This window comes from Saccharopolyspora griseoalba (assembly GCF_042665275.1).
Lineage (GTDB): Bacteria > Actinomycetota > Actinomycetes > Mycobacteriales > Pseudonocardiaceae > Saccharopolyspora > Saccharopolyspora griseoalba.
Map to the genome: position 1 here is coordinate 341,771 of NZ_JBHTCJ010000001.1, position 23,473 is coordinate 365,243.

The 23,473-nt window shown below is 72.1% G+C and carries 16 protein-coding genes; 8 read left to right on the forward strand and 8 right to left on the reverse strand.

Translation table 11 applies throughout. The annotated features are described in order from the left end of the window. The first annotated feature begins 47 nt into the window (after positions 1–47). The 5 genes from ahcY to ACFQRI_RS01585 all read left to right on the forward strand — a co-directional run bounded on the left by ahcY (position 48) and on the right by ACFQRI_RS01585 (position 7,729). Positions 48–1,508 (forward strand): adenosylhomocysteinase, encoded by a 1,461-nt coding sequence (gene ahcY, locus ACFQRI_RS01565; protein WP_380663352.1) that lies wholly within the window; start codon positions 48–50, stop codon positions 1,506–1,508. Positions 1,509–1,813: 305 nt separating this feature from the next. Continuing rightward, positions 1,814–2,698, forward strand: a complete 885-nt coding sequence (locus ACFQRI_RS01570; protein WP_380663355.1) for a mycobacterial-type methylenetetrahydrofolate reductase — start codon at positions 1,814–1,816, stop codon at positions 2,696–2,698. A gap of 668 nt (positions 2,699–3,366) precedes the next feature. Beyond that, positions 3,367–4,707 (forward strand): wax ester/triacylglycerol synthase family O-acyltransferase, encoded by a 1,341-nt coding sequence (locus ACFQRI_RS01575; RefSeq protein ID WP_380663358.1) that lies wholly within the window; start codon positions 3,367–3,369, stop codon positions 4,705–4,707. Positions 4,708–4,765: 58 nt separating this feature from the next. Continuing rightward, positions 4,766–6,223: a carboxylesterase/lipase family protein gene (locus ACFQRI_RS01580; RefSeq protein WP_380663360.1), complete on the forward strand. Its 1,458-nt coding sequence runs from the start codon at positions 4,766–4,768 to the stop codon at positions 6,221–6,223. A 117-nt stretch (positions 6,224–6,340) separates the two neighbouring features. Beyond that, complete coding sequence (locus tag ACFQRI_RS01585) at positions 6,341–7,729, forward strand: FAD-binding oxidoreductase (protein WP_380663363.1); 1,389 nt, start codon at positions 6,341–6,343, stop codon at positions 7,727–7,729. Positions 7,730–7,783: 54 nt separating this feature from the next. Here the strand turns inward: ACFQRI_RS01585 and ACFQRI_RS01590 are convergent, their stop codons facing one another. From ACFQRI_RS01590 to ACFQRI_RS01610, 5 genes are read right to left on the reverse strand one after another with little or no spacing between them, the layout of a single operon-like run. Beyond that, the gene (locus ACFQRI_RS01590) at positions 7,784–9,949 is read right to left on the reverse strand and encodes a thiamine pyrophosphate-dependent enzyme (protein WP_380663366.1); all 2,166 of its coding nucleotides are present in this window, start codon (positions 9,947–9,949) and stop codon (positions 7,784–7,786) included. Then, on the reverse strand, positions 9,950–10,861 hold the full coding sequence (locus ACFQRI_RS01595; protein WP_380663369.1) for a LysR family transcriptional regulator: 912 nt from the start codon (positions 10,859–10,861) through the stop codon (positions 9,950–9,952). A 10-nt stretch (positions 10,862–10,871) separates the two neighbouring features. Beyond that, positions 10,872–12,020 (reverse strand): Glu/Leu/Phe/Val family dehydrogenase, encoded by a 1,149-nt coding sequence (locus ACFQRI_RS01600; RefSeq protein WP_380663372.1) that lies wholly within the window; start codon positions 12,018–12,020, stop codon positions 10,872–10,874. A gap of 11 nt (positions 12,021–12,031) precedes the next feature. Continuing rightward, positions 12,032–13,177 (reverse strand): NAD(P)/FAD-dependent oxidoreductase, encoded by a 1,146-nt coding sequence (locus ACFQRI_RS01605; protein ID WP_380663375.1) that lies wholly within the window; start codon positions 13,175–13,177, stop codon positions 12,032–12,034. After that, positions 13,177–14,751 carry an aldehyde dehydrogenase family protein gene (locus ACFQRI_RS01610; RefSeq protein WP_380663377.1) on the reverse strand — a complete coding sequence of 525 codons (1,575 nt, stop codon included), beginning with the start codon at positions 14,749–14,751 and terminating at the stop codon, positions 13,177–13,179. The genes ACFQRI_RS01605 and ACFQRI_RS01610 overlap by 1 nt, the downstream gene beginning before the upstream one ends. A 150-nt stretch (positions 14,752–14,901) precedes the next feature. Here ACFQRI_RS01610 and ACFQRI_RS01615 point away from each other — a divergent pair, with 150 nt between their 5' ends. Then, positions 14,902–15,840: an ornithine cyclodeaminase family protein gene (locus tag ACFQRI_RS01615; protein ID WP_380663380.1), complete on the forward strand. Its 939-nt coding sequence runs from the start codon at positions 14,902–14,904 to the stop codon at positions 15,838–15,840. A gap of 251 nt (positions 15,841–16,091) precedes the next feature. Then, positions 16,092–16,886, forward strand: coding sequence for a serine hydrolase (locus tag ACFQRI_RS01620; protein WP_380663383.1), 795 nt, complete (start codon positions 16,092–16,094; stop codon positions 16,884–16,886). Position 16,887: 1 nt separating this feature from the next. On the opposite strand, the gene ACFQRI_RS01625 is transcribed toward ACFQRI_RS01620, so the two are convergent. The 3 genes from ACFQRI_RS01625 to ACFQRI_RS01635 form a co-directional block, all read right to left on the reverse strand. Then, positions 16,888–19,104 (reverse strand): terpene synthase family protein, encoded by a 2,217-nt coding sequence (locus tag ACFQRI_RS01625; RefSeq protein WP_380663387.1) that lies wholly within the window; start codon positions 19,102–19,104, stop codon positions 16,888–16,890. A 143-nt stretch (positions 19,105–19,247) separates the two neighbouring features. Next, positions 19,248–20,846 carry an amidohydrolase gene (locus ACFQRI_RS01630; RefSeq protein ID WP_380663390.1) on the reverse strand — a complete coding sequence of 533 codons (1,599 nt, stop codon included), beginning with the start codon at positions 20,844–20,846 and terminating at the stop codon, positions 19,248–19,250. A 7-nt stretch (positions 20,847–20,853) separates the two neighbouring features. Then, positions 20,854–21,681: a hypothetical protein gene (locus ACFQRI_RS01635; RefSeq protein ID WP_380663393.1), complete on the reverse strand. Its 828-nt coding sequence runs from the start codon at positions 21,679–21,681 to the stop codon at positions 20,854–20,856. 451 nt (positions 21,682–22,132) lie between these two features. Between ACFQRI_RS01635 and ACFQRI_RS01640 the strand changes: the two genes are divergently transcribed. After that, the gene (locus tag ACFQRI_RS01640) at positions 22,133–23,326 is read left to right on the forward strand and encodes a Glu/Leu/Phe/Val dehydrogenase dimerization domain-containing protein (RefSeq protein ID WP_380663396.1); all 1,194 of its coding nucleotides are present in this window, start codon (positions 22,133–22,135) and stop codon (positions 23,324–23,326) included. Positions 23,327–23,473: the final 147 nt, after the last annotated feature.

The following is a 23,473-nucleotide window of genomic DNA, read 5'->3' on the forward strand; positions in this document are numbered from 1 at the left end:
TTCCGCTGGTCCAACAGCTGCAATTTGGTCAAACGAGAGAGGAAGTCATGAGCGTAGAGCTGCAGAAGGTCAACGGTATCGAGTTCGCCGTGAGGGACCTTGCGCTGGCGGAGTCCGGTCGGCATCAGATTCGGTTGGCCGAGCACGAGATGCCGGGTCTGATGGCCACGCGTGAGGAGTACTCGGCTTCGAAGCCGCTCAAGGGTGCGCGGATCGCGGGTTCGCTGCACATGACCGTGCAGACCGCTGTGCTGATCGAGACGTTGGTCGAGCTCGGTGCTGAGGTGCGTTGGGTTTCCTGCAACATCTTCTCCACCCAGGACGAGGCGGCTGCGGCCGTGGTCGTGGGTCCCAACGGCACCCCGGACAAGCCGGCCGGTGTTCCGGTGTTCGCTTGGAAGGGCGAGACGCTGGAGGAGTACTGGTGGTGCACCAATCAGCTGTGGGAGTTCGGTGACGGCAAGGTCGCCAACATGATCCTCGACGACGGTGGGGATGCGACGCTGCTGGTGCACAAGGGTGTCGAGTTCGAGGCCGCGGGTGCGGTGCCGCAGCCGACTGATGACGACCCGGAGGAGTTCAAGGTCGTCCTGGAGACCCTGCGCACGTCGCTGGCCAACGACAAGCAGCGGTTCACCAGGTTGTCCAAGGAGATCAAGGGCGTCACCGAGGAGACCACGACCGGTGTGCACAAGCTCGTCGAGCTGGTGAAGTCGGGGGACCTGCTGTTCCCGGCGATCAACGTCAACGACTCGGTGACGAAGTCGAAGTTCGACAACAAGTACGGCTGCCGGCACTCGCTGGTCGACGGCATCAACCGCGCGACCGATGTGCTCATCGGCGGCAAGGTGGCCGTGGTGGCCGGTTTCGGTGATGTGGGCAAGGGTTCGGCCGAGTCGCTGCGGGGTCAGGGCGCTCGGGTGATCGTCACCGAGATCGACCCGATCTGCGCTCTGCAGGCGGCCATGGAGGGCTACGAGGTCAAGACCTTGGAAGAGGTCGTCGAGTACGCCGACATCTTCATCACCACGACGGGTAACTACGACATCATCAAGGCCGAGCACATGGCCAAGATGAAGCACCAGGCGATCGTGGGCAACATCGGCCACTTCGACAACGAGATCGACATGGCCGGTCTGGAGAAGACCCCGGGTGTCAAGAAGCAGGAGATCAAGCCGCAGGTTCACGAGTACACCTTCTCGGACGGGCACTCGATCATCGTGCTCTCCGAGGGGCGCTTGTTGAACCTGGGCAATGCGACCGGTCACCCGAGCTTCGTGATGTCCAACTCCTTCACCAACCAGACGATCGCGCAGATCGAGCTGTTCACCAGGCCCGGTGAGTACAAGACGGACGTCTACGTGCTGCCCAAGCACCTCGACGAGAAGGTCGCGCGTCTGCACCTCGACGCCCTGGGCGTGAAGCTGACCAAGCTCACCAAGGAGCAGGCCGCCTACATCGGCGTGGACGTGGACGGGCCGTACAAGCCCGAGCACTACCGCTACTGATCCGTCGACAGCGGAAACCTCCGGGGTGGCCGCCGCCTTCGAGCGGCGGCCACCCGCCCCGGGCCCGCGGCGAGCGCTGCGGGGAGCGGTCCACCGGGGAACAACGGACCGCCGCGATCGTCCACAACGGAATTCGGCTCCTTTCCCGCGGGCCGCGTGGACGACGAGAGCTCACCTTTTCTCGCCGAGAAGTCCTTTCTCCACTGAAGAAATCCGGTCCCTGCCGAAAAGTGCAGGTTCGCAGGCGTATCCAAGCAGAGGCGCTGCGGTGACCGAAGTCGACAGAAGGAAAACCTGAGGCCGACATGACCACCATCGCACTCGAACTGGTTCCGCCCGACCTCGACGGCGGTGTGCAGAGGGCCGTTGAAGAAGGGCGTGAGATCGCCGAGCTCAGCCGGGAGTTCGGGCTGACCGGCCGCATCCGGCACGCGATGATCCCCGGGATCATCCAGGAGGACGCCGACCGTCCCGTCGACTACCGGCCCAAGCTGGACACCATCGACTACTGGCAGGCCATCCGCACCGAGCTCGGCGACATGCGCGGGCTGTGCACCCAGGTGACCGCCTTCCACGACGAGCGGGCGCTGGCCGAGCGGCTGCAGTCGCTGCGCGCCGCCGACATGGACGGCATCGCGTTCGTCGGCGTCCCGCGCACCATGGCCGACGGGGAGGGTCCCGGTGTGCCGCCCGTGGACGCCCTGACCAAGTTCCAGGACATCGTGCCGCACCGCGGCTCGATCCTGATCCCCACCCGCGAGGGCGAGCAGGGGCGCTTCGGCTTCAAGTGCGAGCGCGGCGCCACCTACGGCATGACCCAGCTGCTGCACTCCACCGCGATCGTGGACTTCCTCGAGGAGTTCGCGCGCACCACGCCGCACCGGCCGGAGATCCTGCTGTCCTTCGGCTTCATCCCGGGCGTGGAGAAGAGCAAGAAGCTCATCCAGTGGCTCATCCAGGACCCGGGCAACGAGGCCGTCGCCGCCGAGCAGGAGTTCGTGGCCAAGACCGCCGAGCTGGACTTCGAGGGCCGCAAGAAGGCCGTCGTGGACCTCTACAAGCGCGTGGTCGACGGGGTCGCCGACCTGGACTTCCCGATCAGCATCCACCTCGAGGCCCCCTACGGCTACAACAAGCCGGCCTTCGAGACCTTCGCCGCCATGCTCGACTACTGGTCGCCGGTCGGTTGACGACCTCCGTCCCGCCTCGGCGGTGGTGCCGGTGACCGGACCTGGTGCGCCGGTCGCACCGCTGACGAGCGAACCGAACCCTCCCTGGCTGGGAACACCTCGCCCCGTCGCCGCGAACGCGGTGGCGGGGCGAGGTGCGTTCGCCGGCCGTCTAGCGTTCGGGTGAGAATTCGCCGCGGGTGGGTGCGGTTCTGCTGCGCGGGGCGTCATCGGGCGGCTCGGCCGAGCCGGGCATCTCGGACTCTCATGCATTCTTTCGGGTGATCAACCTCGGCCAATTTGGCACGGAACGCAGCGATTGACACCCGAATGTGTAGCGGCTCGCGCGTTGTCGGTCGTTTCCATGTGATCGGCTTTTCGCTACGGTCGACGAGCTGCCGAACCGGTAAGCTGACGAATTGCGCAACGGTGCGCGGGGAGCGAATCGGCGCCGTGCGCCGAAAACCGCGACCGCGCCACCGCGGCGAATATCGCATCCGATCGTCACCCGCCCGCGCGCCGGAAGGGAAATGCGCCGATGACCCTGTTACCAGCGGCGAACGTCCGGCGCGCGGCAGCTTCCCGGTTCGGCCGCGAAACGAAAAGGGGTTCTTCCGGTCGGGTGGCGAAACCGATTCGGAAACCCGTTCGCAACACAACGGACCAATTCATCGTCACTGGGGAACGCGATGACCGCGAGCGCGCCGCGAACAAGTGAACTCACCGCCCTCGACCGGGCGTTCCTGTGCATGGAGAGCGACACCGCTCCCATGCACGTCGGAGCGGTCGCGGTTTTCCGGCCGGACGGTCCGATCGACCGCGACCGGTTGCGCGAACTGCTGGCCGCGCGGGCCGCGCGCATCGGACGGCTGCGGATGCGGCTGGAGAACTCCTGGGTGCAGCCGCACTGGCGGGAGTCGGCCCGGTTCGACGCGACCGAACACGTGCAGGACCACCACGTCCCGGCGCCGGGCGGCCGCGAGGAGCTGGCGGCCCTGGTCTCCGAGCTGGTCGCCGAGCCGCTCGAACGAGACCGCCCGCTGTGGGAGCTGCACGTCATCACCGGGCTGGCCGAGGACCGGTTCGCGGTGCTGGTGAAGTTCCACCACGCCCTGGTCGACGGGCGCGAGGCGGTGCAGGTCGGCCTGCGGTTGCTCGACGGCTACACCGATCTCTCCGATGACGACGACGTCCCGCTGCGCAATCCGCTGGACGAGGCGTTCGAGCTGGTCCGCAACCCGGCGCGGTTGCTCGGCACCCTCCGCGAGACGTTGTCCAGCTCGTCCGAAGCCCTCGGCATCGCCGCCTCGGTGGTGCGCAACGTGCGCAGGCCGGTGCAGCACTCGCCGCTGCACGCCCCGACCTCGGCGGCGCGCCGGCTGGCGCTGGTGCCGGTCGACCTCGCCGACATCCGCCGCATCCGAGCTCGGCACGGCGGCACCACCAACGACGCGGTGCTCGCGGTGATCACCGGAGCGCTCCGCCGCTGGCTCGACGCCCGCGGGCAGCGCGTCGAGGACGTCCCGGCGCGGGCGCTCATCCCGGTGTGCCGACGCGCGCGCAAGCAGACCGACGGGGGCAACCAGCTCTCCGGCTACCTGTGCGAGCTGCCCGTGGCCGAACCCGATCCCGCGACGCGGCTGCGCCTGATCCGCGAGGAGATGAGCCGGCACAAGGGCAACGGCCCGCTGCGCGGTCCGGGAGCGTTCCCGGTGCTGGCCGGGAGGCTCCCGCAACTGGTGCACCAGTTCGCGACACCCGTGGCCGGCCAGGGCGCGCCGCTGCTGTTCGACACCATGGTCACCAACGTCCCGCTGCCGAACCTGCCCGCGGCGATCGACGGCGCGGATCTCGCCGAGCTGTACCCGGTCGCACCGCTGGCCGCCGGGCACGCGCTGGCCATCGCGGTGTCGCAGTACCGCGACGCAGTGCACATCGGGGTTCAGGCGAATCGGGCCGCGTTGCCCGATCTGGAGAAGCTCAGCGAGGCGCTGCCACAAGCGGTCGCCGAACTCGATGACGGGGCGTGAGCGCATGGTTCCCATCGAAGGCCCGGCACAGCCCGGATTCCGGTGGTTATATGGAGGCATGGACCGAGTGGTGCGCACCGAGCACGGTGCGGTTCAGGGCGACTCCGACGGGGAAGTCCTGTCGTTCAAGGGCGTCCCGTACGCGGCTCCGCTGGAGGGCCCGCGCCGGTTCCAGGCGCCGGCGACCCCGGTCCGCTGGGACGGTCTCCGCGATGCCACCAGATTCGGTTCCTCGGTTCCCCAACCGGCGATGCTGCCAGGGGCGCCACCGGTCTGGCGCCCGGGCGACGACCCGGACTGCCTGACGGTCAACGTGTGGACCCCGGACCGGGGCGGGCACCTGCCGGTCATGGTGTGGTTCCACGGCGGCGCCTACCTCGGCGGCACGGCCGCGGCCAGCGGTTTCGACGGCACGAAGCTGGCCCGCGCGGGCGTGGTGGTCGTGACGGTGAACTACCGCGTCGGCTACGAGGGCTTCGGCTGGGTCGAGGACGCGCCGAACAACCGCGGCATCCTGGACCAGCTGGCCGCGCTGCGCTGGGTGCGCGACAACATCATCTCCTTCGGCGGCAACCCGGACAGCGTCACGATCTTCGGCGAGTCGGCCGGTGCGGTCTCGGTCGCCGCGCTCGTCGCCGGTTCCGGCAGGAGGGGGTTGTTCCGCCGCGCGATCGCGCAGAGCCCCGCCGCGATGTACCTCGACGAGGACGAGGCCCGCAAGGTCGGCGAGCTGGTCACCGGTTCGCTCGGCGTTCCCGCCACCACCGCGGGCCTGGTCGACACCAAGGCCGAGGACCTGCACGCCGCCCAGCAGCGCGCGCAGGACGAGATGAACCGGGACCGGGCCTCCTGGACAAACGGGGTGCCCTACGGCGTGGTCTTCGACGGCGAAGTGCTCTCCGAGCTGCCGTGGGTGGCGCTGCGCAACGGCGCGGCCCCCGCGGTCGACCTGATCACCGGGTACAACCGGGACGAGGGCAGCCTGTTCACCGCCGACCTGCCCGACGACGCGCGCGATCCCGACCAGCTGGCCGCCGGGCTGCGGATCCCGCCGGAGATGGTGGCGGAGTACCGCGCGGCCCACCCCGGCATCGGCGATCGCGAGCTGCACACCTTGCTGCTCGGCGACCAGCTGTTCCGGATCCCCGCGGTGTGGACCGCCGAGGCGCACGCTGCGGCGGGCGCGCGCAGCTACCTGTACCAGTTCTCCTGGGAGAGCCCGCAGCGCGGCGGGGCGCTGGGCGCGTGCCACGGGCTGGACGTCCCGTTCACCTTCGGCGTGGCCGACGACCCGCTGGCCAGGCAGCTGCTGGGGGAGGACTCGGCGGACTTCGAGGAGCTCTCCGGGGCGCTGCGGGAGGCGTGGGTGTCGTTCGCGACGACCGGCGACCCGGGATGGCCGGCGCACGAGCCCGCCGACCGGATGGCTCGGATCTTCGACGTGCCGATCTCGGTGGCGTCCGACCCGATCGCCGCTTCGCGCGAGATCTGGAGCCGTCACTTCCCGAGGGACTGACCTGGTTCGCCCGGAGGCCGGCCCGACGGGCGATTCCGGGCGAACCAGCGGTACCCGGTCCCGCGGTGCGCCCGGGCGGTTAGCGTGTGGGTGGCTCTCGCGGGATGGAGGTTTCAGATGGTGGGAAGCGAGGCGCTGGCCGCGCTGCGCGCCGAGCTCGGCGAACCGGTGCTGCTGACCGATCCGGACTCGACCGCCAGGTTCGCCCACGACGACGCGGAGTGGGCGCCCTGCGGCAAGCCGCTCGCGGTGGTGCGGGCTCGCAGCACCGCGGACGTGGCCGCTGCGGTGCGGATCTGCGCCGAGCACGGCGTGCCGGTGGTCCCCCGCGGTGCCGGCACCGGGTTGTCCGGCGGCGCCAACGCGGTGGACGGCTGCGTGGTGATCTCGTTGGAGGGCATGGACGAGATCCTGGAGATCAACCCGCGCGAGCAGCTGGCCGTGGTGCAGCCCGGGGTGGTCAACGACCACCTGCGCGCCGCCTGCCGCGAGCGCGGCGCCTGGTACCCGCCGGATCCGGCGAGCTCGCCGTGGTCGACCATCGGCGGCAACGTCGCCACCAACGCCGGTGGTGTGTGCTGCGTGAAGTACGGCGTGACCCGCGACTACGTGCTGGGCGTCGAGGCCGTGGTCGGCTCCGGGGAGGTGGTCCGGCTCGGGCGGCGGACCGCCAAGGGCGTCGCCGGGTACGACCTGTGCGGCCTGTTCGTCGGTTCCGAGGGAACCCTGGGAGTGGTCACCGAGGTGACGGTCAAGCTCCTGCCCGGTCTGCGCGCCCCGGAGCGCACCGTGGTCGGCTACTTCGACTCGCTGACCGACGCCGGTGCGGCGGTGGCCAACGTGGCCGCCGCCGGGGTGGTGCCCTCGGCGCTGGAGCTGCTCGACCAGCACTGCCTGCGCGCGGTGGACGACTGGAAGAACATGGGCCTGTCCGCCGAGGCCGACGTGCTGCTGCTGGGGCGCTCGGACAGCCCGGGCCAGGCCGGTGAGCAGGAGGTCGACGCCCTTCTGGAGTGCTTCGAGCGGGCGGGGGCGACCTGGAGCGCGCGCTCGACCGACGAGCAGGAGGCCGACGCGCTGTTCGCCGCGCGCAGGTTGGCCTACCCGGCCCTGGAGCGGCTCGGCCCGGTGCTCACCGAGGACGTGTGCGTGCCGCGCGCCGAGGTGCCCGAGATGCTCGGCCGGATCGAAGCCGCCGCCCAGCGCCACGACACCCAGATCGCCAACATCGCGCACGCCGGGGACGGCAACCTGCACCCGCTGATCATCACCCCGCCCGGGGACGATGCCGCGCGGGAGCGCGCGCAGGCGGCCTTCGACGACATCGTGGCCGACGCGATCGCGCTCGGCGGCACGGTCACCGGTGAGCACGGCGTCGGCCTGCTCAAGCGCAAGGGCCTGCACGCCGAGCTGAGCCCGACCGTCGTGGGCATGCACCACGCCCTCAAGGAAGCGCTGGACCCGGCCGGGATCTTCAACCCCGGCAAGGTCTTCGGCACTCCCTAGCGGTTCGGCCCGCAGCCGCAGCTGCTCCGGGGCGCGGCTGCGGGTCGGACCGCGTCATCCCACCAACTTCCGGGCCGCGGTCTCGATGGTGTCCTCGTCGAGCAGCACGCGGTAGGCCGCGGCGCCCAGCGGGATGAAGCTGTCCTCGCTGGTCACCCGCGCGATCGCACCTCGGAACCCGCCGTCGACCAGCGCGGTCACCACCCCCTCGGAAACCCCGCCGCTGCGCCGCGTCTCGTCCACCACCAGCACCTTGCCGGTCGCCGCGGCCGCCTCCAGCACGTCGTCGACCGGCAGCGGAGCCAGCCACCGCAGATCGAGCACGCGCGCCTCGATGCCGCTGCGGCGCAGCCGCTCGGCGACCCGCAGGCTCATCGGCAGCCCGTTGCCGAAGGTGACCACGGTCAGATCGCGGCCGGTTCCGTGCAGCCGGGCGCGACCGATCGGCACGTGGTGCTCGCCGGGCGCCGGGTAGCGCGCCAGCCAGCCGTCGTCGCCGGATTCGTGCAGGTCGCGGGTGTGGTACAGCGCGATGGGTTCGAGGAACGCGCACACCCTCCCGTCCTCGCGGGCCGCGGCGACGCAGGTCCGCAGCATCGCCGCCGCGTCGTCCGGCCGCGACGGCGAGGCCAGCACCACGCCGGGCAGGTCGCGCAGCGCGGTGACGCTGTCGTCGTTGTGGAAGTGCCCGCCGAAGCCCTTCTGGTAGCCGTACCCGGCGATGCGCACCACCATCGGATTGCGGTAGCGGCCGTCGGAGAAGAAGCTCAGCGTGCTGCCCTCGCCGCGCAGCTGGTCGGCGGCGTTGTGCAGGTAGGCCAAGTACTGGATCTCCGGGATCGGCAGCATGCCGGAGATCCCCGCGCCCAGCGCGGTGCCCAGGATGCTCTGCTCGTCCAGCAGCGTGTCGAACACCCGGGTCCCGCCGAACCGCTTGCGCAGGCCGCGGGTCACGCCGTACACGCCGCCCTTGCGCGCCACGTCCTCGCCGAAGACAAGCACGCCCGGATCCCGCCCCAGCTCCTCGGCCAACGACCGGTTGAGCGACTGCGCCAACGTCAGCGGCCCCTCGGTTTCCGGGGCCACGTCGAAGGTCTCGTCCCGGCCGGGCGGAACCGCGGTGGCGCGCGCGGCGATCGCCACGGGCGAGTGGCGGTGGATCGCCGACATCACCTCGGCCGCGCTGGTCAGCTTGCGCCGCCCCAGCGCGTCCTCGGCCCGCTCGGCGACCTCGGCGCGCTTGGCCTCGTAGTGCTCCAGCACCTGCTGCGGGGTGCGGATGCCGTTGTCCACCAACGCCTTCGCGGTCGCCAGCAGCGGATCGCGGGCGTGGTCGCCGGTGATCTCGGTGCGCGAGCGGTAGGCCGATTCCACGTCCGATCCGGCGTGCCCCATCAGCCGCACGGTGCGCAGGTGCAGCAGCGCGGGGGAGCGGTGCTCGCGCACGTGCTCGGCCGCCCGCCGCGCGACCTGCAGGCAGCGCACCGGGTCGGAGCCGTCGGCGGCGAAGCGCTCCAGCCCCGGCCGGTCGCCGAGGGAGGTCTCGATCCAGCCGCCGGGGGTGCGCACGCTGATGCCGATCCCGTTGTCCTCGCACACCAGCAGCAGCGGCATCGGAAGGCCCTGGTAGGCGCAGTGCAGCGCCGAGTTGATCGCCCCCGCGGCGGTGGAGTGGTTGGCCGAGGCGTCGCCGAAGCTGCACACCACGACCGAGTCGGCGGGCCACTCCGCGGTGATGCCGAGCTTGGCCGCGCGGCCGAGCGAGAAGGCCAGCCCGACCGCCCGCGGCAGGTGCGAGGCGATCGTGGAGGTCTGCGGGATCACCGAGAGCTCGGCGTTGCCGAACACCTTGTGCCGACCCGCGGAGATCGGCTCGTCGGCCGAGGCCACCACCCCCAGCAGCACGTCGCGCAGCGGATCGACCCCGGGCACCTGCCGCGCCCGGCGCACGTAGAACCCGCCGGAGCGGTAGTGCAGCAGCGCCGGGTCGCTCGGGCGCAGCGCGGCGGCCACCGCGGCGTTGGACTCGTGCCCGCTGGATCCGATGCTGTAGAAGCCCAGGCCGCGCTTGCCCAGCTCGCGGGCCTGGAAGTCCAGGTGCCTGCTGCCGGCCTGGGAGTCGAACAGGGCCAGCAGCTCCTCGGCCGGGACGTCGCCCGGCGGCCCCGCCGACCACCCGGCCAGCGTCTCGCGGAAGTGGTCGTCGACCGGCTCGCCCACTCAGCCCTCCCAGTCGTCGGCCACCGTCGCGCAGGACTTCGCCAGGTGCTCCAGCGCGATCGGCAGCAGCGGATTGGTGTTCTGCTTGCGGTACAGGACCTTCACCCGGCGGTACGGCTGCCAGCCCGCGATGCGGGTCACCCGCACCCGGTCGTCCGGGATCGCCAGCCCCGGCAGCAGCGCCACCCCGAGATCGCGACCCACCAGGTCGCGGATCACCGAGTAGTCGTTGCTGCGGAAGGTGATCTGCGGGACGAACCCGGCCGCGGCGGCCAGCCGCACCAGGGTGCGCGAGCCCGCGGTGTCCTCCCGGGTGCAGATCCAGTTGTCCCGGGCCAGCTCGCGCAGCTCCACCTCGGAGAAGCGGGCCAGCGGGTGCTCGCCGGGCAGCATCAGGCGCAGCGGTTCGGCCAGCAGCTCCTCGACGCACAGCTCGACCGGCCACTGCCTGGGATCCAGGTCGTACTCGAAGACCACCGCGGCGTCCAGCACCCCGTCGAGCACGCCGTCGATGACCTCGTCCGGTTCGCCCTCGTCGAGCTGCACCTCGGCGTTCGGGCGCTGGGAGATCACCGCGGCCAGCACCCCCGGCAGCACCCGCGAGTTGGCGGTGGCGAAGGAGGCCAGCCGCAGGCTGCCCTCCTCGCCGGCCACCATGGCCCGCACCTCGCGCTCCAGCGAGTCCAGCGCGCCCAGCGCGTCGCGGCTGCGCTCGGCCAGCCGCACCGCCAGCGCGGTGCTGCGGGCGCTGCGCGCGGAGCGCTCGAACAGCGGCGCGCCGATCGCCCGCTCCAGCAGCACCATCTGCTGCGAGACCGCCGAGGCGGTGTAGCCGAGAACCCGGCCCGCTTCGGCGAACGAGCCGGTCCGCACGCACTCCTGCAGCGTTCTCAGGTGGATCGGGTTGAGCACGCGGCTCCCCTCACGCGGTGGCGGGCAGCCGACCGCGCATCCGCATCGCGGTGCGCACCCGGTCCTTGGCCATCGCCAGCGCCGCTGCGTGCGGCAGCACACCGGTCGAGGCGGCGCCGTCGAGCACCAGCAGCGTGTTGCGGCGGGTCCGCGCAGCGACCTCCTCCAGGATGCGGGCGGGCTCCGGGCGGAAGGCCGAGTACCGCGCGTCCATCGCGAAGCCGGCCGCGATCGCGCCGCCGGCGTTGGCGATGAAGTCGGGCACCAGGCCCACGCCCCGCTCGTCGAGCAGCGCCCGCGCGCTCGGGGTGGTGGGCAGGTTCGCGCCCTCGACGACCAGATCGGCCTTGACCCGCGCGGCCACCTCGTCGTCGATCACGTCCTGCCGGGCCGCGGGGATCAGCACGTCGCAATCGACCTCCAGCTCCTCGCCCGGTGCCAGCCGCTGCGCCGGAGCGGCCGCTGCCACGCAGGCGTCCCCGGACTCGGCGCGCGCCGCCAGCCACGCGGGCACGTCCAGGCCGCCGGGGTCGTGCACCGCGCCCTCGGCCGTCGACAGCGCGACCAGCTGCGCGCCCAGCTCGTGCAGCCGCGCGGCCGCAGCGGCGCCCACCGCGCCGAAGCCCTGCACCGCGATCCGCGCCCCGGCCACCGGACGCCCGCTGCGCTCCAGGGCCGCCAGCGCCGCCTCGGCCACGCCGTGGCCGGTCACGCCCAGCTGGTCGTAGGGCACCCCGCCGAGGGCTTCGGGAACGCCGACCGCCGCACCGCGGTCGGCGAGCTCGTCCTGGATGATCGCCGCGTCGTGCTCGGTCATGCCCATGTCGAGCCCCGCGACGTAGCTGGCCGGGATCTGGTCGGCGAGCCTGCGCGCGAAGGACCGCACCACGGACTCCTTGTCCGGCGAGCCGGGATCCGCCGCGATGCCCGCCTTGGCGCCGCCGTGGAACAGGTCCACCGCCGCCCACTTCCAGGTCATCACCCGCGCCAGCCGCGCGATCTCGCCGACGGTCACGCCCGGGGCCATCCGGGTGCCGCCCTTCGCGGTGCCCCGCGCGGTGTTGTCGATGACCAGCGCGCCCCGCATCCCGGTGCGCGCGTCGGAGACGCACACGACCTTCTCCGGTCCCCACTCGTCCATGCCCTGCAACGGATCCACGGATGTTCCCTTCAAACGCAGTTGTGCTCGGGGCGGATCTCGGCACCGGCGAAGCGGTCCGCGCGCAGGCCGGAGACGTCCACGACCGGCTCGCGCTCCAGCACCAGGTCGCGCATCACCTCGCCGACGGCCGGGCTCTGCAGGAACCCGTGCCCGGAGAACCCGGTGGCGTAGAGGAACCGGCTCACCTCCTCGGACTCGCCGACCAGCGCGTTGTGGTCCGGGGTGATCTCGTAGAGCCCGGCCCAGCCGTGCGCGATGCCCACCTCGGAGATCCGCGGTGCGCGCCGCTCCACGGCCGCGGCGAGCCGCTCCAGCCAGCGGTCGTCGGTGCCGAGGTTGAACCCGAACTCCTCGTCGGGGTCGGACATGCCGATCAGCAGGCCCGGTCCTTCCTCGTGGAAGTAGAAGCTGGTGGCGAAGTCGATGGTGAACGGCAACCGCGGCGGCCGGTCCGGGAACGGCTCGGAGACCAGGATCTGCCTGCGCAGCGGGCGCACCGGGAGCTCCACCCCGACGAGCTCGCCGACGGCGGCCGACCAGGCACCCGCCGCGCAGATCACCGCGCCGGTCCGCACCGCGCCTTCCGCGGTCCGCACCGCGGTGATCTGCCGCCCGCTGCGCTCGATGCCGGTGACCGGGCAGCCGCGGCGCAGCACCGCCCCGCGCTCGCGGGCGGCGCGGGCGTAGCCCTGCACCACGGCTTCCGGGGTGCAGTGACCGTCGGTGGGGGAGTAGGCGGCGGCCAGCAGCCCGTCCGGCACCGCCAGCGGGGACAGCTCGCAGGCCTCGGCCGGGGTGAGCATCCTGCTGGGCACGCCCATCGAGTTCTGCAGCGCCACGCCGGACTCGAACGCCGCGACGTCGGCCTCGTCGGAGAGCAGGTACAGGTAGCCGTGCTGCTTGAGGTCGATCTCGCCGCCCGGGCGGTCGGCGAACCGCTCGAAGGCGGTCAGACCGCGACGCCCGAGCTCGATGTTGACCGGGTCCGAGAACGTCGCCCGGACCCCGCCGGCGGCCTTGCTGCTGCTGCCGGAGCCGAGTTCGTCGCGCTCCAGCAGCAGCACCCGCACGTCGGCCTCGGCGAGGTGGAAGGCGCAGCTGGTGCCCACCGCCCCACCTCCGATGATCACCACGTCGGCAGCGGGCGGCAGCATCAGCGCCCGCCGAGTTCCGGGGGCAGCCGGTAGTCGAGCTCGGGCTCGACGGTGTCGACGTCCATCTGGGCCTTCTGCAGCTTGCCGGAGAAGTCCCAGTTCAACGACTGCCAGCGGGTGAACTGGTCGAGCACCCACATGCCGGAGAGCCTGCCGCCGTTGCCGGACTTGCCGTTGCCGCCGAACGGGAGGTGCGCCTCCGCGCCCGAGGTCGAGTTGTTCACGCTGACCATGCCCGCGCCGATGCCCTGCCGGAACCGGAACGCCGTGGCGGGGTCGGTGGTGTAGACGGCCGCGGACAGCCCGTAGCCGGGTGCGTTGCCCAGCTCGATCGCCTCGTCGAGGTCGCCGTAGGTGGTCAGGCCGACGATCGGGCCGAAGGTCTCGTTGCCGAAGATGTGATCGTCGGTGCGCATCCCGTCGACCAGCACCGGGTGGTAGTACAGCCCGGCGGCCGCGTCGCCCTGGAACCCCTTGCGCGGCGCGGATTCGGTGATCCGGCCGACCGCGTCGGAGCCCAGCGCGGTGTGGTGCGGCTGCAGGGTGTCCAGGACGGACTCGAAGTTCTCCGCGAACTTCTCCGAGAGCATCGGGCCGTAGAGCACGTCCCCGCCGGGATCGCCGACGGTCGCCGCGCGCAGCGCCTCGTCGAGCCTGCGCACGAACTCCCGGTGGACGTCGCGGTGCACGATCAGGTTGCCCAGCGAGGTGCACCGCTGCCCGGCGGTGCCCCAGCCGGAGAACAGCGCGCCCTCCACGGCCAGGTCCAGATCGGCGTCGGGCGCCACGACCATCGGGTTCTTCCCGCCGAGCTCCAGGCACGGGTTCTGCAGGTGGCGCCCGCAGAGCTCGCCGACGCGGCGGCCCACCGCGCTGGAGCCGGTGAACCCGACCTTGTCGATCGTGCCCGCTTCGAGGGCCTGCTCCAGCCCCTCGAAGGTCGACTCGCCGTCGGCGTAGACGAGGTTGAGCACGCCCTTGGGCACGCCTGCCCGCCAGGCCATCTCCGCGACGGCGTAGGCCGCGCCGGCGGCGTACTCGGCCGGCTTCCACACCACCGCGTTGCCGCACAGCAGCGCGGGGACGAGGTACCAGGAGGGCACGGCGACCGGGAAGTTGCCCGCGGTGATGATCGCGGCCACGCCCACCGGCACCCGGAAGGTGAACAGCTGCTTGTCCGGCATCTCCGAGGGCACCGTCTGCCCGTAGAGCCTGCGGCCCTCGCCGAGGAAGAAGTCGCAGGTGTCGACGATCTCCTGGACCTCGCCGAGGGCCTCGGTGTAGGGCTTGCCGATCTCGCGGGTGACCAGCCGGGCCAGGGACTCCTTGTTGGCCTCCACCAACCTGCCGAACCCGGTGATCACCCGCCCGCGCACCGGAGCGGGGATCTGGGCCCACTCGCGCTGCGCGCGTCGCGCCTGCTCGGCCGCGGCGGTCAGCGTTCCGGGAGTGCCCAGCGAGACCTCGGCGACCACGTCGTCGAGGTTCGCCGGGTTCTTCGAGAGGTACTCGCCCCCTCCGCCGGTCAGCGGCGGGGAGTCCGGTCCGATCACGGAGCTCAACTGCACCGACATGCACCTCTTCCTGCTCGAAGGACCACGCTGGGAATCACCGTAGAACGGAGACGTGCGCCACGCCGAGGATCAGAAGAGTGATTTCTCGTCGTGCTGAGCACCAGCTTCGCTTCTCCTAGCGGTTGATCTCGCGGCGTAGGCTGCGGGCGCATGGACTCCTACAGCGACGCCGACGTGCGCTCGGCGCTGGACCTCGACGCGGCCATCGCCTCGCAGCGCCTGGCCTTCGAATCGCTGGGGCGTGGCGAGGCGCAGCAGGCGGCCAAGACCGCCGTCCGGACCGGGGACAACACGGTGCTCTCCTACCTCTCGCGCTTGTCGCCGCGGCACGGCGCGGTGAGCAAGCTGGTGTCGGTGCACCCCGGCAACACCGGTCGCGGACTCCCCGCGATCTCCGCGACGGTGCTCGCGCTGGATGCCGGAACCGGGCTCCCGGTGGCCACGATGGCGGCCACGGCGCTGACCGAGCTGCGCACCGCCGCGGCCAGCGCGGTGGCCGTCGACGCGCTGGCGCCGACCTCGGTCGACGCGCTGGCGGTGCTGGGCTCGGGAGTGCAGGCGCGGGCGCACGTGCGGGCGATCGCCCGGGTGCGCGGGTTGCGCTCGGTGCGCCTGCACAGCCGCGACGCGGGCAGGCGCGAGCGCGCGGCCGCGGAGCTGGCCGAGGAGCTCGGGCTGGACGTGCGGCCCGCGGCGAGCGCGCGGGAGGCGGTGCGGGACGTCCCGCTCGTCGCGGCCTGCACGCTCAGCGAGTCCCCGGTGGTGCCCACCGCGGACCTCGCCGCAGGCGCGACCGTGCTCAGCGTCGGCAGCTTCGAACCGCAACGGTGCGAGGTGGACGCCGAGCTGCTGCGGCGCGCGGACTCCGTCGTCGTCGACGACGTCGGCACGGCCGCCGAGCACGCCGGACCGATCATGACGGCCCTCGCGGAGGGTTCGGTGCGGCGAGCCGACCTGGCCGACCTCGGCTCGGTGCTGGTGGGCGAATCCGAGGGCCGGCGGGGGAGCGGTGACCTGGTCTTCTACAACTCCGTCGGCATCGGCGTCCAGGACGCCGCCGCGGCCCTCGCCGTGCTCGGCAGGCTCTGAGGGCTCGCGGGTCTCGAAGAGCTCGCGGTGCAGTCGCACCACCGGAGCCGATCGCAGGCGGAGGACGTGGTCGGTGCGCAGCGTGCCGCGGGTGGCGAGGTCCGCCCGAAGTTCTCGCCGAAATCGCCTGCGGGCGAGCGCAGTTCGAGCGATCCGTCGGGCGGCGCGGTGAGGTGCAGGAGTCTTGCGAACGATGATCGGCGAGTCCGGGCTACGGTTCGTGCGCGCCGCGGTGGAAGGGGACTGACTCAGTGGGTTACGCAGCACGCTTCGAGCAGGAGCTGGACGGCATCCCGTTGCCGGGCCGGGTGGGCATCGCGACCTGGCACCTCGGCGAGCGGGAACCGGTGCTGCGCGGGGCAGAGCAGCAGGTGCACTCGGCCAGCACGATCAAGGTGATCGTGATGATCGCGGCGCTGCGCGCGGTGCGCGACGGGCGGCTCGACCTGGACGGGATGGTGGACCTCCCGCTGCGGCGGGCCCCCGGGACCGGGGTGCTGGTGGAGATGCCCAGCGTTTCGCGGATGTCGCTGCGGGACCTGGTGAACCTGATGATCGTGGTCAGCGACAACGCGGCCACCAACGCCGTGATCGACCAGGTCGGCTTCGACGCCATCGCCGGCTGCGCGACCGACCTGGGCTGCGCGGCCACCCGGATCGAGCGGCACATCGCCGACGTCGACGCGCCCGGCGCGCTGCGGACCACCGCGCTCGACCAGGCGCGGGTGATGGCCGCGCTGGCCGACGGCGCGGCGCTGCCCGCCGAGCTCACCGCGCACGCGCTCGACGTGCTCGCCCGGCAGCAGGTGATCGACCGGCTGCCGGCCCTGCTGCCCGAGGAGGCCCGGTTCTGGAACAAGACCGGTGAGATCAAGGGGCTGCGGCACGACGTGGCGCTTATCGGCCGCGCGCGCCCCGAGGTCGTGCTGGCCGTGCTCGTCGACCAGCTCACCGACCCGATCTCGACCAAGGGCTACCGGGGCGGGCCCGGCGCGGCGGCGAGCTCGGCGATCGGGCTCGCCGCCTGGCGGGCGCTGACCGGCTGAGTCAGCCCACGACCGGGTTCCACGGCAGCGACGAGCGGTAGAACGACTCCACCGTGGGCGGCCCCGGCAGGCCGGGGGTGCCGGGGCTCAGCGGGGTGTTGTACCGCAGCGCCTCGTCGAAGTAGCGGCGGCACTGCTGGTGCCAGTTGAGGATCCCGGCCAGCCAGTCCTGCAGCTCCGCGGCGTACTGCTGCAGCACCCGGCGCGCCTCGGAGTCCAGGTCGAACTCCTCGAAGAGGTTGGGCAGGCCCACCTCCACGGTGTGCTGGAACTGCTCCAGCCGGGCGTCGAGCAGCCGGTAGCTGATGTCGAAGGCCCGCTCCAGGTCGCAGTCGAGGAAGTTCTGCACCACCAGGACCGCGTTGTGCACCTCGCCCTCGAACTCGATCTCCTTGCGGAAGGAGAACAGGTCGTTGATCATCGTGGCCACGTCGCTGGCCGAGCTCTCCATGTTGCGGATCGTGCGGTTGCCGTAGACCTCCGCGGGAACAGCGTTGCCGTGCGAGAAGCGGGACAGGCTCATGGTGAGGTCCGAACCGAACGTGCGCGGCCGCATGTTGAAGTAGTCCACCGGGTCGGGCACCCGGTTCTGGTGCTGGTTGTCCAGCTCCCAGGTCCAGCTGTCGATCATGGTGCAGATCGCGTCGCGGAAGGACCCCCGCTGCGCGTCGGTCATCGGGGCGCTGGTGCGCCGCCACAGGTCCAGCAGCGAGCGCTCCAGCATGTTCACCGGCAGCACCGAGGGGGTCTCGTCCCGCAGCGGCATCAGCTCCTCGAGCCGCGCGTTCTGCGCCTTGGCCCCCGGCAGGTCGCGGGTGTGCCCGTAGAGCTGCGGGTAGAGGTCGTCGCCGTAGGTGCCCCACACCAGCCACTCGGAGGCCAGCTCCAGCTCCTCGCGGGTCGCGTCCGGGTCCAGGCCCGCGGCGCACAGCGGGAGGTCGTTCATCCGCAGCGCGTCCTCGTCCCAGATCTGCGGCACGTCGTCGAACATGCCCATCCGCCGCGACCAGTGCACGACGTCCTCGCGCACCGCGTCCAGGTGGGAGCTGAGCTGCAGCTGGTAGGGCAGCTCGATCTCGCGCAGCCGCACCGGACCGACCCGCTGGAACGGCACGTGGCCGAAGGACCGCGCGCGCTGCGGCGCGGTGGTCAGCAGCGACTTGCCGATGTAGGCCCCGGCGGTGCCCAGCCCGGTCGGGCCGCCCAGCAGCGCGGTGGAGCCGCCGCCGTCTGGGTAGCGGCCGGACTGCATGTGCCACTCGTGGCCGCCGGACTGCCAGTCCTGCAGCCCCTTGGCGTAGCCGAGCACCGCCATCCGCCCCGCCGGGTCGATGCCGTGCTCGTCGAGCAGGCGCGGCACCTCGGTGACCGCGGTGTGCTCGAACTGGTGCAGCCGCGAGGTGAGCAGGTCGTTGACCGCGTCGGCGGCCTCCTGGGTGCTGCACTCGAGGAACTCCTCGAACACCAGCACGCCGTTGCTCAGCTCGCCCTCGTCGAGCACCTCGCGGTCGTAGGAGAACAGGTCGTTGCGCAGGTGCACCGCGTCGGAGAAGGTGTCCCGGAGCACCTGCAGCGGGCGGGTCTCGGCGATCTCGGCGGGCACCTCGGCGCCCGCGGCGTGCTCGACCAGGTTCGCCGACCACGGCGCGCCCCCGACCTTGCGGCGCATCTCGATGTACTCGATCGGGTTGGACAGCCGGTTCTCGGTGATGTTGGCCAGCTCCCACAGCGATTCGTCGAGCAGGTGCTTGGTGTTGTCGGCGAAACGCCGCCGCCAGTCGACGCTCATCGCCGGGACCGTGCGCTGCCACAGGTCCGCCAGCCCCGCCTCCACCGGGTTCGTCGGCTCCTCGGTGATCGGCCCCTCGACCGGCATGAACGCGCGCAGCCGGTCCAGGTGCTCGCGCGCCGAGACCAGGTCGGGGGAGCGCTTGTACAGCTCGACGAAGTGGTCGTCGAAGTAGAACACCCACACGTACCAGTCGGTGATCAGGTCGAGCTCGTCGCCGTCGCAGTCCGGATGCGTGTAGGCGCACAGCAGCGCGTAGTCGTGCTTGTCCAGATCTCCCTCGGTCCAGATCTCCTTGCCCCGCTGCGGGACGTCGATCATCTCCATCCGGCGCGCCCACCGCTTGGTGTGCTCGCGGGCGCGCTGCAGGTTCGGGTTCAACCGGGCGGGGTAGGAGAGGTAGAAGTCCGGAAGTCGAAAGGACGGCATGTCGGCGTGGCCTCCTCGCGTGGTGTCCCGTCGCGAGAGCGACCAAACCAGCCCCCGCCAGCCGCGGTCGATGCCGCGCCCGTCGTTGCACACGATCGGGAAAATGGGTCCCCCGCTCAGCCCAGCGAGGCCCGTCGCGGTGATCACCGCCGGTGCACGAACTCCCCGTCGACCATGGTCAGAACCACCCCGCAACGCCCGATTTCGTCCGGCGGCAAGCCGAACGGGTCGGCGTCGAGCAGCACCAGGTCGGCGGCCTTGCCGAGCTCGATGCTGCCGGTCTCGCGCTCGGCGTGGTTCACCCACGCGCTGCCGGCGGTGCAGGCCGCCAGCGCGTCGACGAGCTCCAGCGCCTCGGCGGGCGCGAACGGGTCGGCGTCGCCGGGGTCGGCCCGGTTGACCGCCACGTGCACCCCGAGCAGCGGGTCGGCCTCCGACACCGGCCAGTCGCTGCCGGCGGCGAGCACCGCGCCCGAGGCGCGCAGCGAGCGGAACGGGTACTGCCAGCCCGCCCGGGTGTGCCCGAGCTTGGGCACGGTCAGCTCGGTCATCGCCGGGTCGTTGACCGCCCAGCGCAGCTGCACGGTGGCGGCCACCCCGAGCTCCCGGAGCCGGCCGAGGTCGCTCGGGTGCACCACCTGCGCGTGCGCGATCTGGTGGCGCCCGCCCGCCGGGTGCGCCGATGCCAGCGCGTCCAGCGCGTCGCGCACCGCGCGATCGCCGACGGCGTGGAAGTGCAGGCCGAACCCGCGCTCGGTCAGCGCGGGCACCGCCTCGGCCAGCTGCTCGGGCGGGACGAAGGACATCCCGCTGCCGCGCTGGCCGACGTAGGGCAGCCGCATCGCGGCGGTGGCGTTCTCGCACACCCCGTCGAGCATGATCTTGACCGACTCGGCCCGGAACCGCGCACCGCGCGCTCGGTCGCGCCGCTCGGTGAGCTCGGGCAGCTGCGCGAGCCCGCGCTCGCGGTCCCACCACAGCGACCCGCGCGCCTTGCCGGTGAGCAGACCGCGCCGGTCGGCGGTCAGATAGGTCTCGAGCAGGTCGGCGTAGCCCAGGTAGGGCCCGATGATCGCGTCGTGCCAGGAGGTCACGCCCCGCTCGTGCAGGTGCCGCTGGCCGGCCAGCAGCCCGTCCAGGTACTCCGCGGGATCCGCTGCGGGCAGCGCGCTCGCGACCAGCCGGACGGCGCCCTCGTGCAGGGTGCCGTCGGGCCGTCCCGCCGGGTCGCGCTCGATGCGGCCGTCGGGCGGGTCCGGGGTGCGCCGGTCGACGCCGGCCAGGCGCAGCGCGGCGGAGTTGACCCACGCCCCGTGCTGGTCGCGGTTGACCAGGAAGGCCGGGCGGTCCCCGGTGACCGAGTCCAGGGCCCGGCGGGTCGGCCAGCCCTCCGCGAAGTGGCCCGCGTCCCAGCCGCTGCCCAGCAGCCAGTCCTGCTCGGGGCGCGCGCGCAGGTGCTCGGCGATCCGGCGAAGGCAGTCGGTCGCGTCGGCGGCCTCGGAGAGGTCGCACCGCAGCAGCTGCAGCCCGCCGAAGACCGGGTGCGCGTGCGCGTCGTGGAAGCCGGGCAGCAGCAGCCCGCCGCGCAGGGAGATGACCTCGGTGCGCGGACCGCGGGCGTCCCGCACCGCCTGCTCGCCGAGCGCGGCGATCCGCCCGTCGCGCACCAGCACCGCGTCGGTGACCGAGCGGGCGGCGTCCATGGTGGCCACCGGGCCGTCGACGAAGGCCACCTCGGTCATGGCGGACCTAGTTCCGCTGCTCGCCGGTGATCAGCGACACGGCCAGCTCCTTCTGCGGCTCGCCGACCTCCGGCAGCTGGAAGCCCAGGCCGCGGATGTGCTCGACCAGCTCGGTCTCCGGCGCCACCCCGTGCGCGCGCAGGTAGTAGCCGACCGCCCCGGGCCACACCCAGGTGCCGTCGGTGTGGAAGGTCATCGGCACCGAGGAGGCACCGCGGGGGTCCAGCCGGTCGGTGTCGTAGCTGCGCGCGGCGAGCACGATCGGCGCCCGCTCCAGGTAGTCGATCACCCGGTCGCGCTCGTCGGCGGCGAGCTCCGGGCGCTCGGTGATCGGCCGCCCGTCGTCGTCGAAGACCTCCGCGGTGCGCAGGCCGCCGTTGGCCGCGGGCGCCGGCGAGGCGCGGAACCAGTCGGGGACCAGCGAGTCCGGGCGCGGGAAGCGGCGCAGCTCCTCCGCGCAGGCCTCCGGTGGGGGAGGGGTGCGCCAGTTCGGCCGGTAGTCGCCGTTGAAGTCCACGGTGTAGCTGCCGGGCCGCTGCAGCCGGTAGAGCGCGCTGACCCAGGTGCCCCGGTCGGGCTTGTGCATGCCCTCGCGCAGGCGGGCGAAGAGCTGATCGGTCTCGGCCGGCGGTGCCAGCGGGATGGCCGTGCCGTTGGGGGCGATCAGCTGGCCGACGGTTTCCCGGTGCGCGCCCACCGCCCGGTACTCGACGGTGGCCTCGTGCCAGCCAGGCGGCAACGCGCGCACGATGACCCGGCCGATCTCCTGGATCAACTGCTGCTGCGCGGCTTCGTCCAGCGCTCCCGGCTGGACACCTGGTCCCGGTTGACTCATGCTGCTCATCCTTCCAAAAGGGCAACGCGCCCGCGTCCGGATCCCCCGAGTTCCGACGCGGCCGGGAGAGCGCTATCGAACAGGTTGCGAACGGCAGCTTAGGGCCACGGCTCGCGCTGGTGGGCCGGTCGAGTTGATCTCGTTACGCAGCAGGCCGTTTCGGCGATGAACAGGGGTGCGAGGACCCGTACCGGGCACGCGGCCGTTGTCCGGGATGATGATTGTTGACAATCCGGCTCGCGGGACCTTAACTTCGAGCCATATCCGGGGTTGACGTGGGAGGTGGGCTTCGTGCGAACCGACTTGAACCTTCTTCCGCGTCCTGCCCGTTCTGCTCTCCCCCTTCTCGGCTTTCGGCGTCTCGCCTTAACGCACTCCTGATCGGGATCCGGTCACATCGGGCGCGAACTGCGCCCGCACTCGTTATGCGCTCTGAAAGGAGGTTCGGCCCATGGGACTCGTCGGCGGCGAACCGCTCATGAAGGTGACCTGGACGGATTCGGTGACAGGCCGCAACGGCTACCTCGTCGTGCACAGCCTCGTCTCCGGTCTCGCCACCGGTGGGACCCGGATGCGGGCCGGCTGCACGATGGAGGAGGTCGAGCACCTGGCGCGCGGCATGGCCCGCAAGACCGCGGTGTTCGACCTGCCGGTGGGCGGCGCCAAGGGCGGGATCGACTGCGACCCGAAGGATCCCGAGGCCAAGGGAGTGCTGCGCCGCTTCCTGCAGGCGATGCGCCCCTGGTTGGACGCGCACTGGGTGACCGCGGAGGACCTGGGCGTGCCGCAGCACCTGATCGACGAGGTCTTCGCCGAGCTGGGCATGCACCAGAGCTACCACGCGGCGATCACCCGCGCCCCGGACGCCGAGCGGACCCTGCGCCGGGTGCGCGCCGGGCTCAACGCCCCGGTTCCGGGCGGTCTGCTGCTCGGCGACGTCGTCGGCGGTTACGGCGTGGCGCAGTGCTGCCTGGGCGTGCTGCACGCCCGCGACTGGACGGCCCCGGAGACCACCGTGGCCGTGCAGGGCGTGGGCACCATGGGCGGGGGCGCGGCCTACTACCTGCACGAGGCGGGGCTCAAGGTGGTGGCCATGGCCGATGCCTCGGGCACGCTCTACCACCCGGACGGCCTGGACGTGCCCGCCCTGCTGGAGGCCAGGGACCGCTACGGCGAGATCGACCGCCAGCAGGTCCCCGAGGACGTCGCCCGGCTTCCCCGCGAGGCGGTGCTGTCGATCGAGGTCGACGTGCTCATCCCGGCCGCGGTCTCGTTCGCGATCGACGTCCCGCAGGTGCCCGCGGTGGCCGCGCGGGTCGTCGTCGAGGCGGCCAACAACCCGGTCACCCCGGAGGCGGAGGAGCTGCTCGCCACCCGCGGGGTCCCGGTGATCCCGGACTTCGTGGCCAACGCGGGCGCCGCGGCCTGGGCGTGGTGGCTGCTGATGGGCCGGGTCGACGCCGATCCGGTGCTGTCGTTCCAGGTGCTGCGGGAGGAGATGCTGGCCAAGATCCCACCGCTGCTGGCCTCCTGGGACGCCGAGGGCTGCACGCCTCGGGAGGCCGCGCTGATGATGGCCGAGCAGCGCACCGAGGAGAACCGGGCCGCCGAGGAGCAGGGCAGGGCGCTGCTGAGCATCCCCTGATCGTCCGCTTCGGGTCCGCGCCGCGCGGCGCGGACCCGAAGCGCGCGGCGCGCGAAACCCGGGTGATGCCAGCGGGTATCGGACCGGACCGGACCGGTCGGGGTCCGCCGTTCGCGGGTCCCCTGACAGCGTGCGTTCGACGTGTGA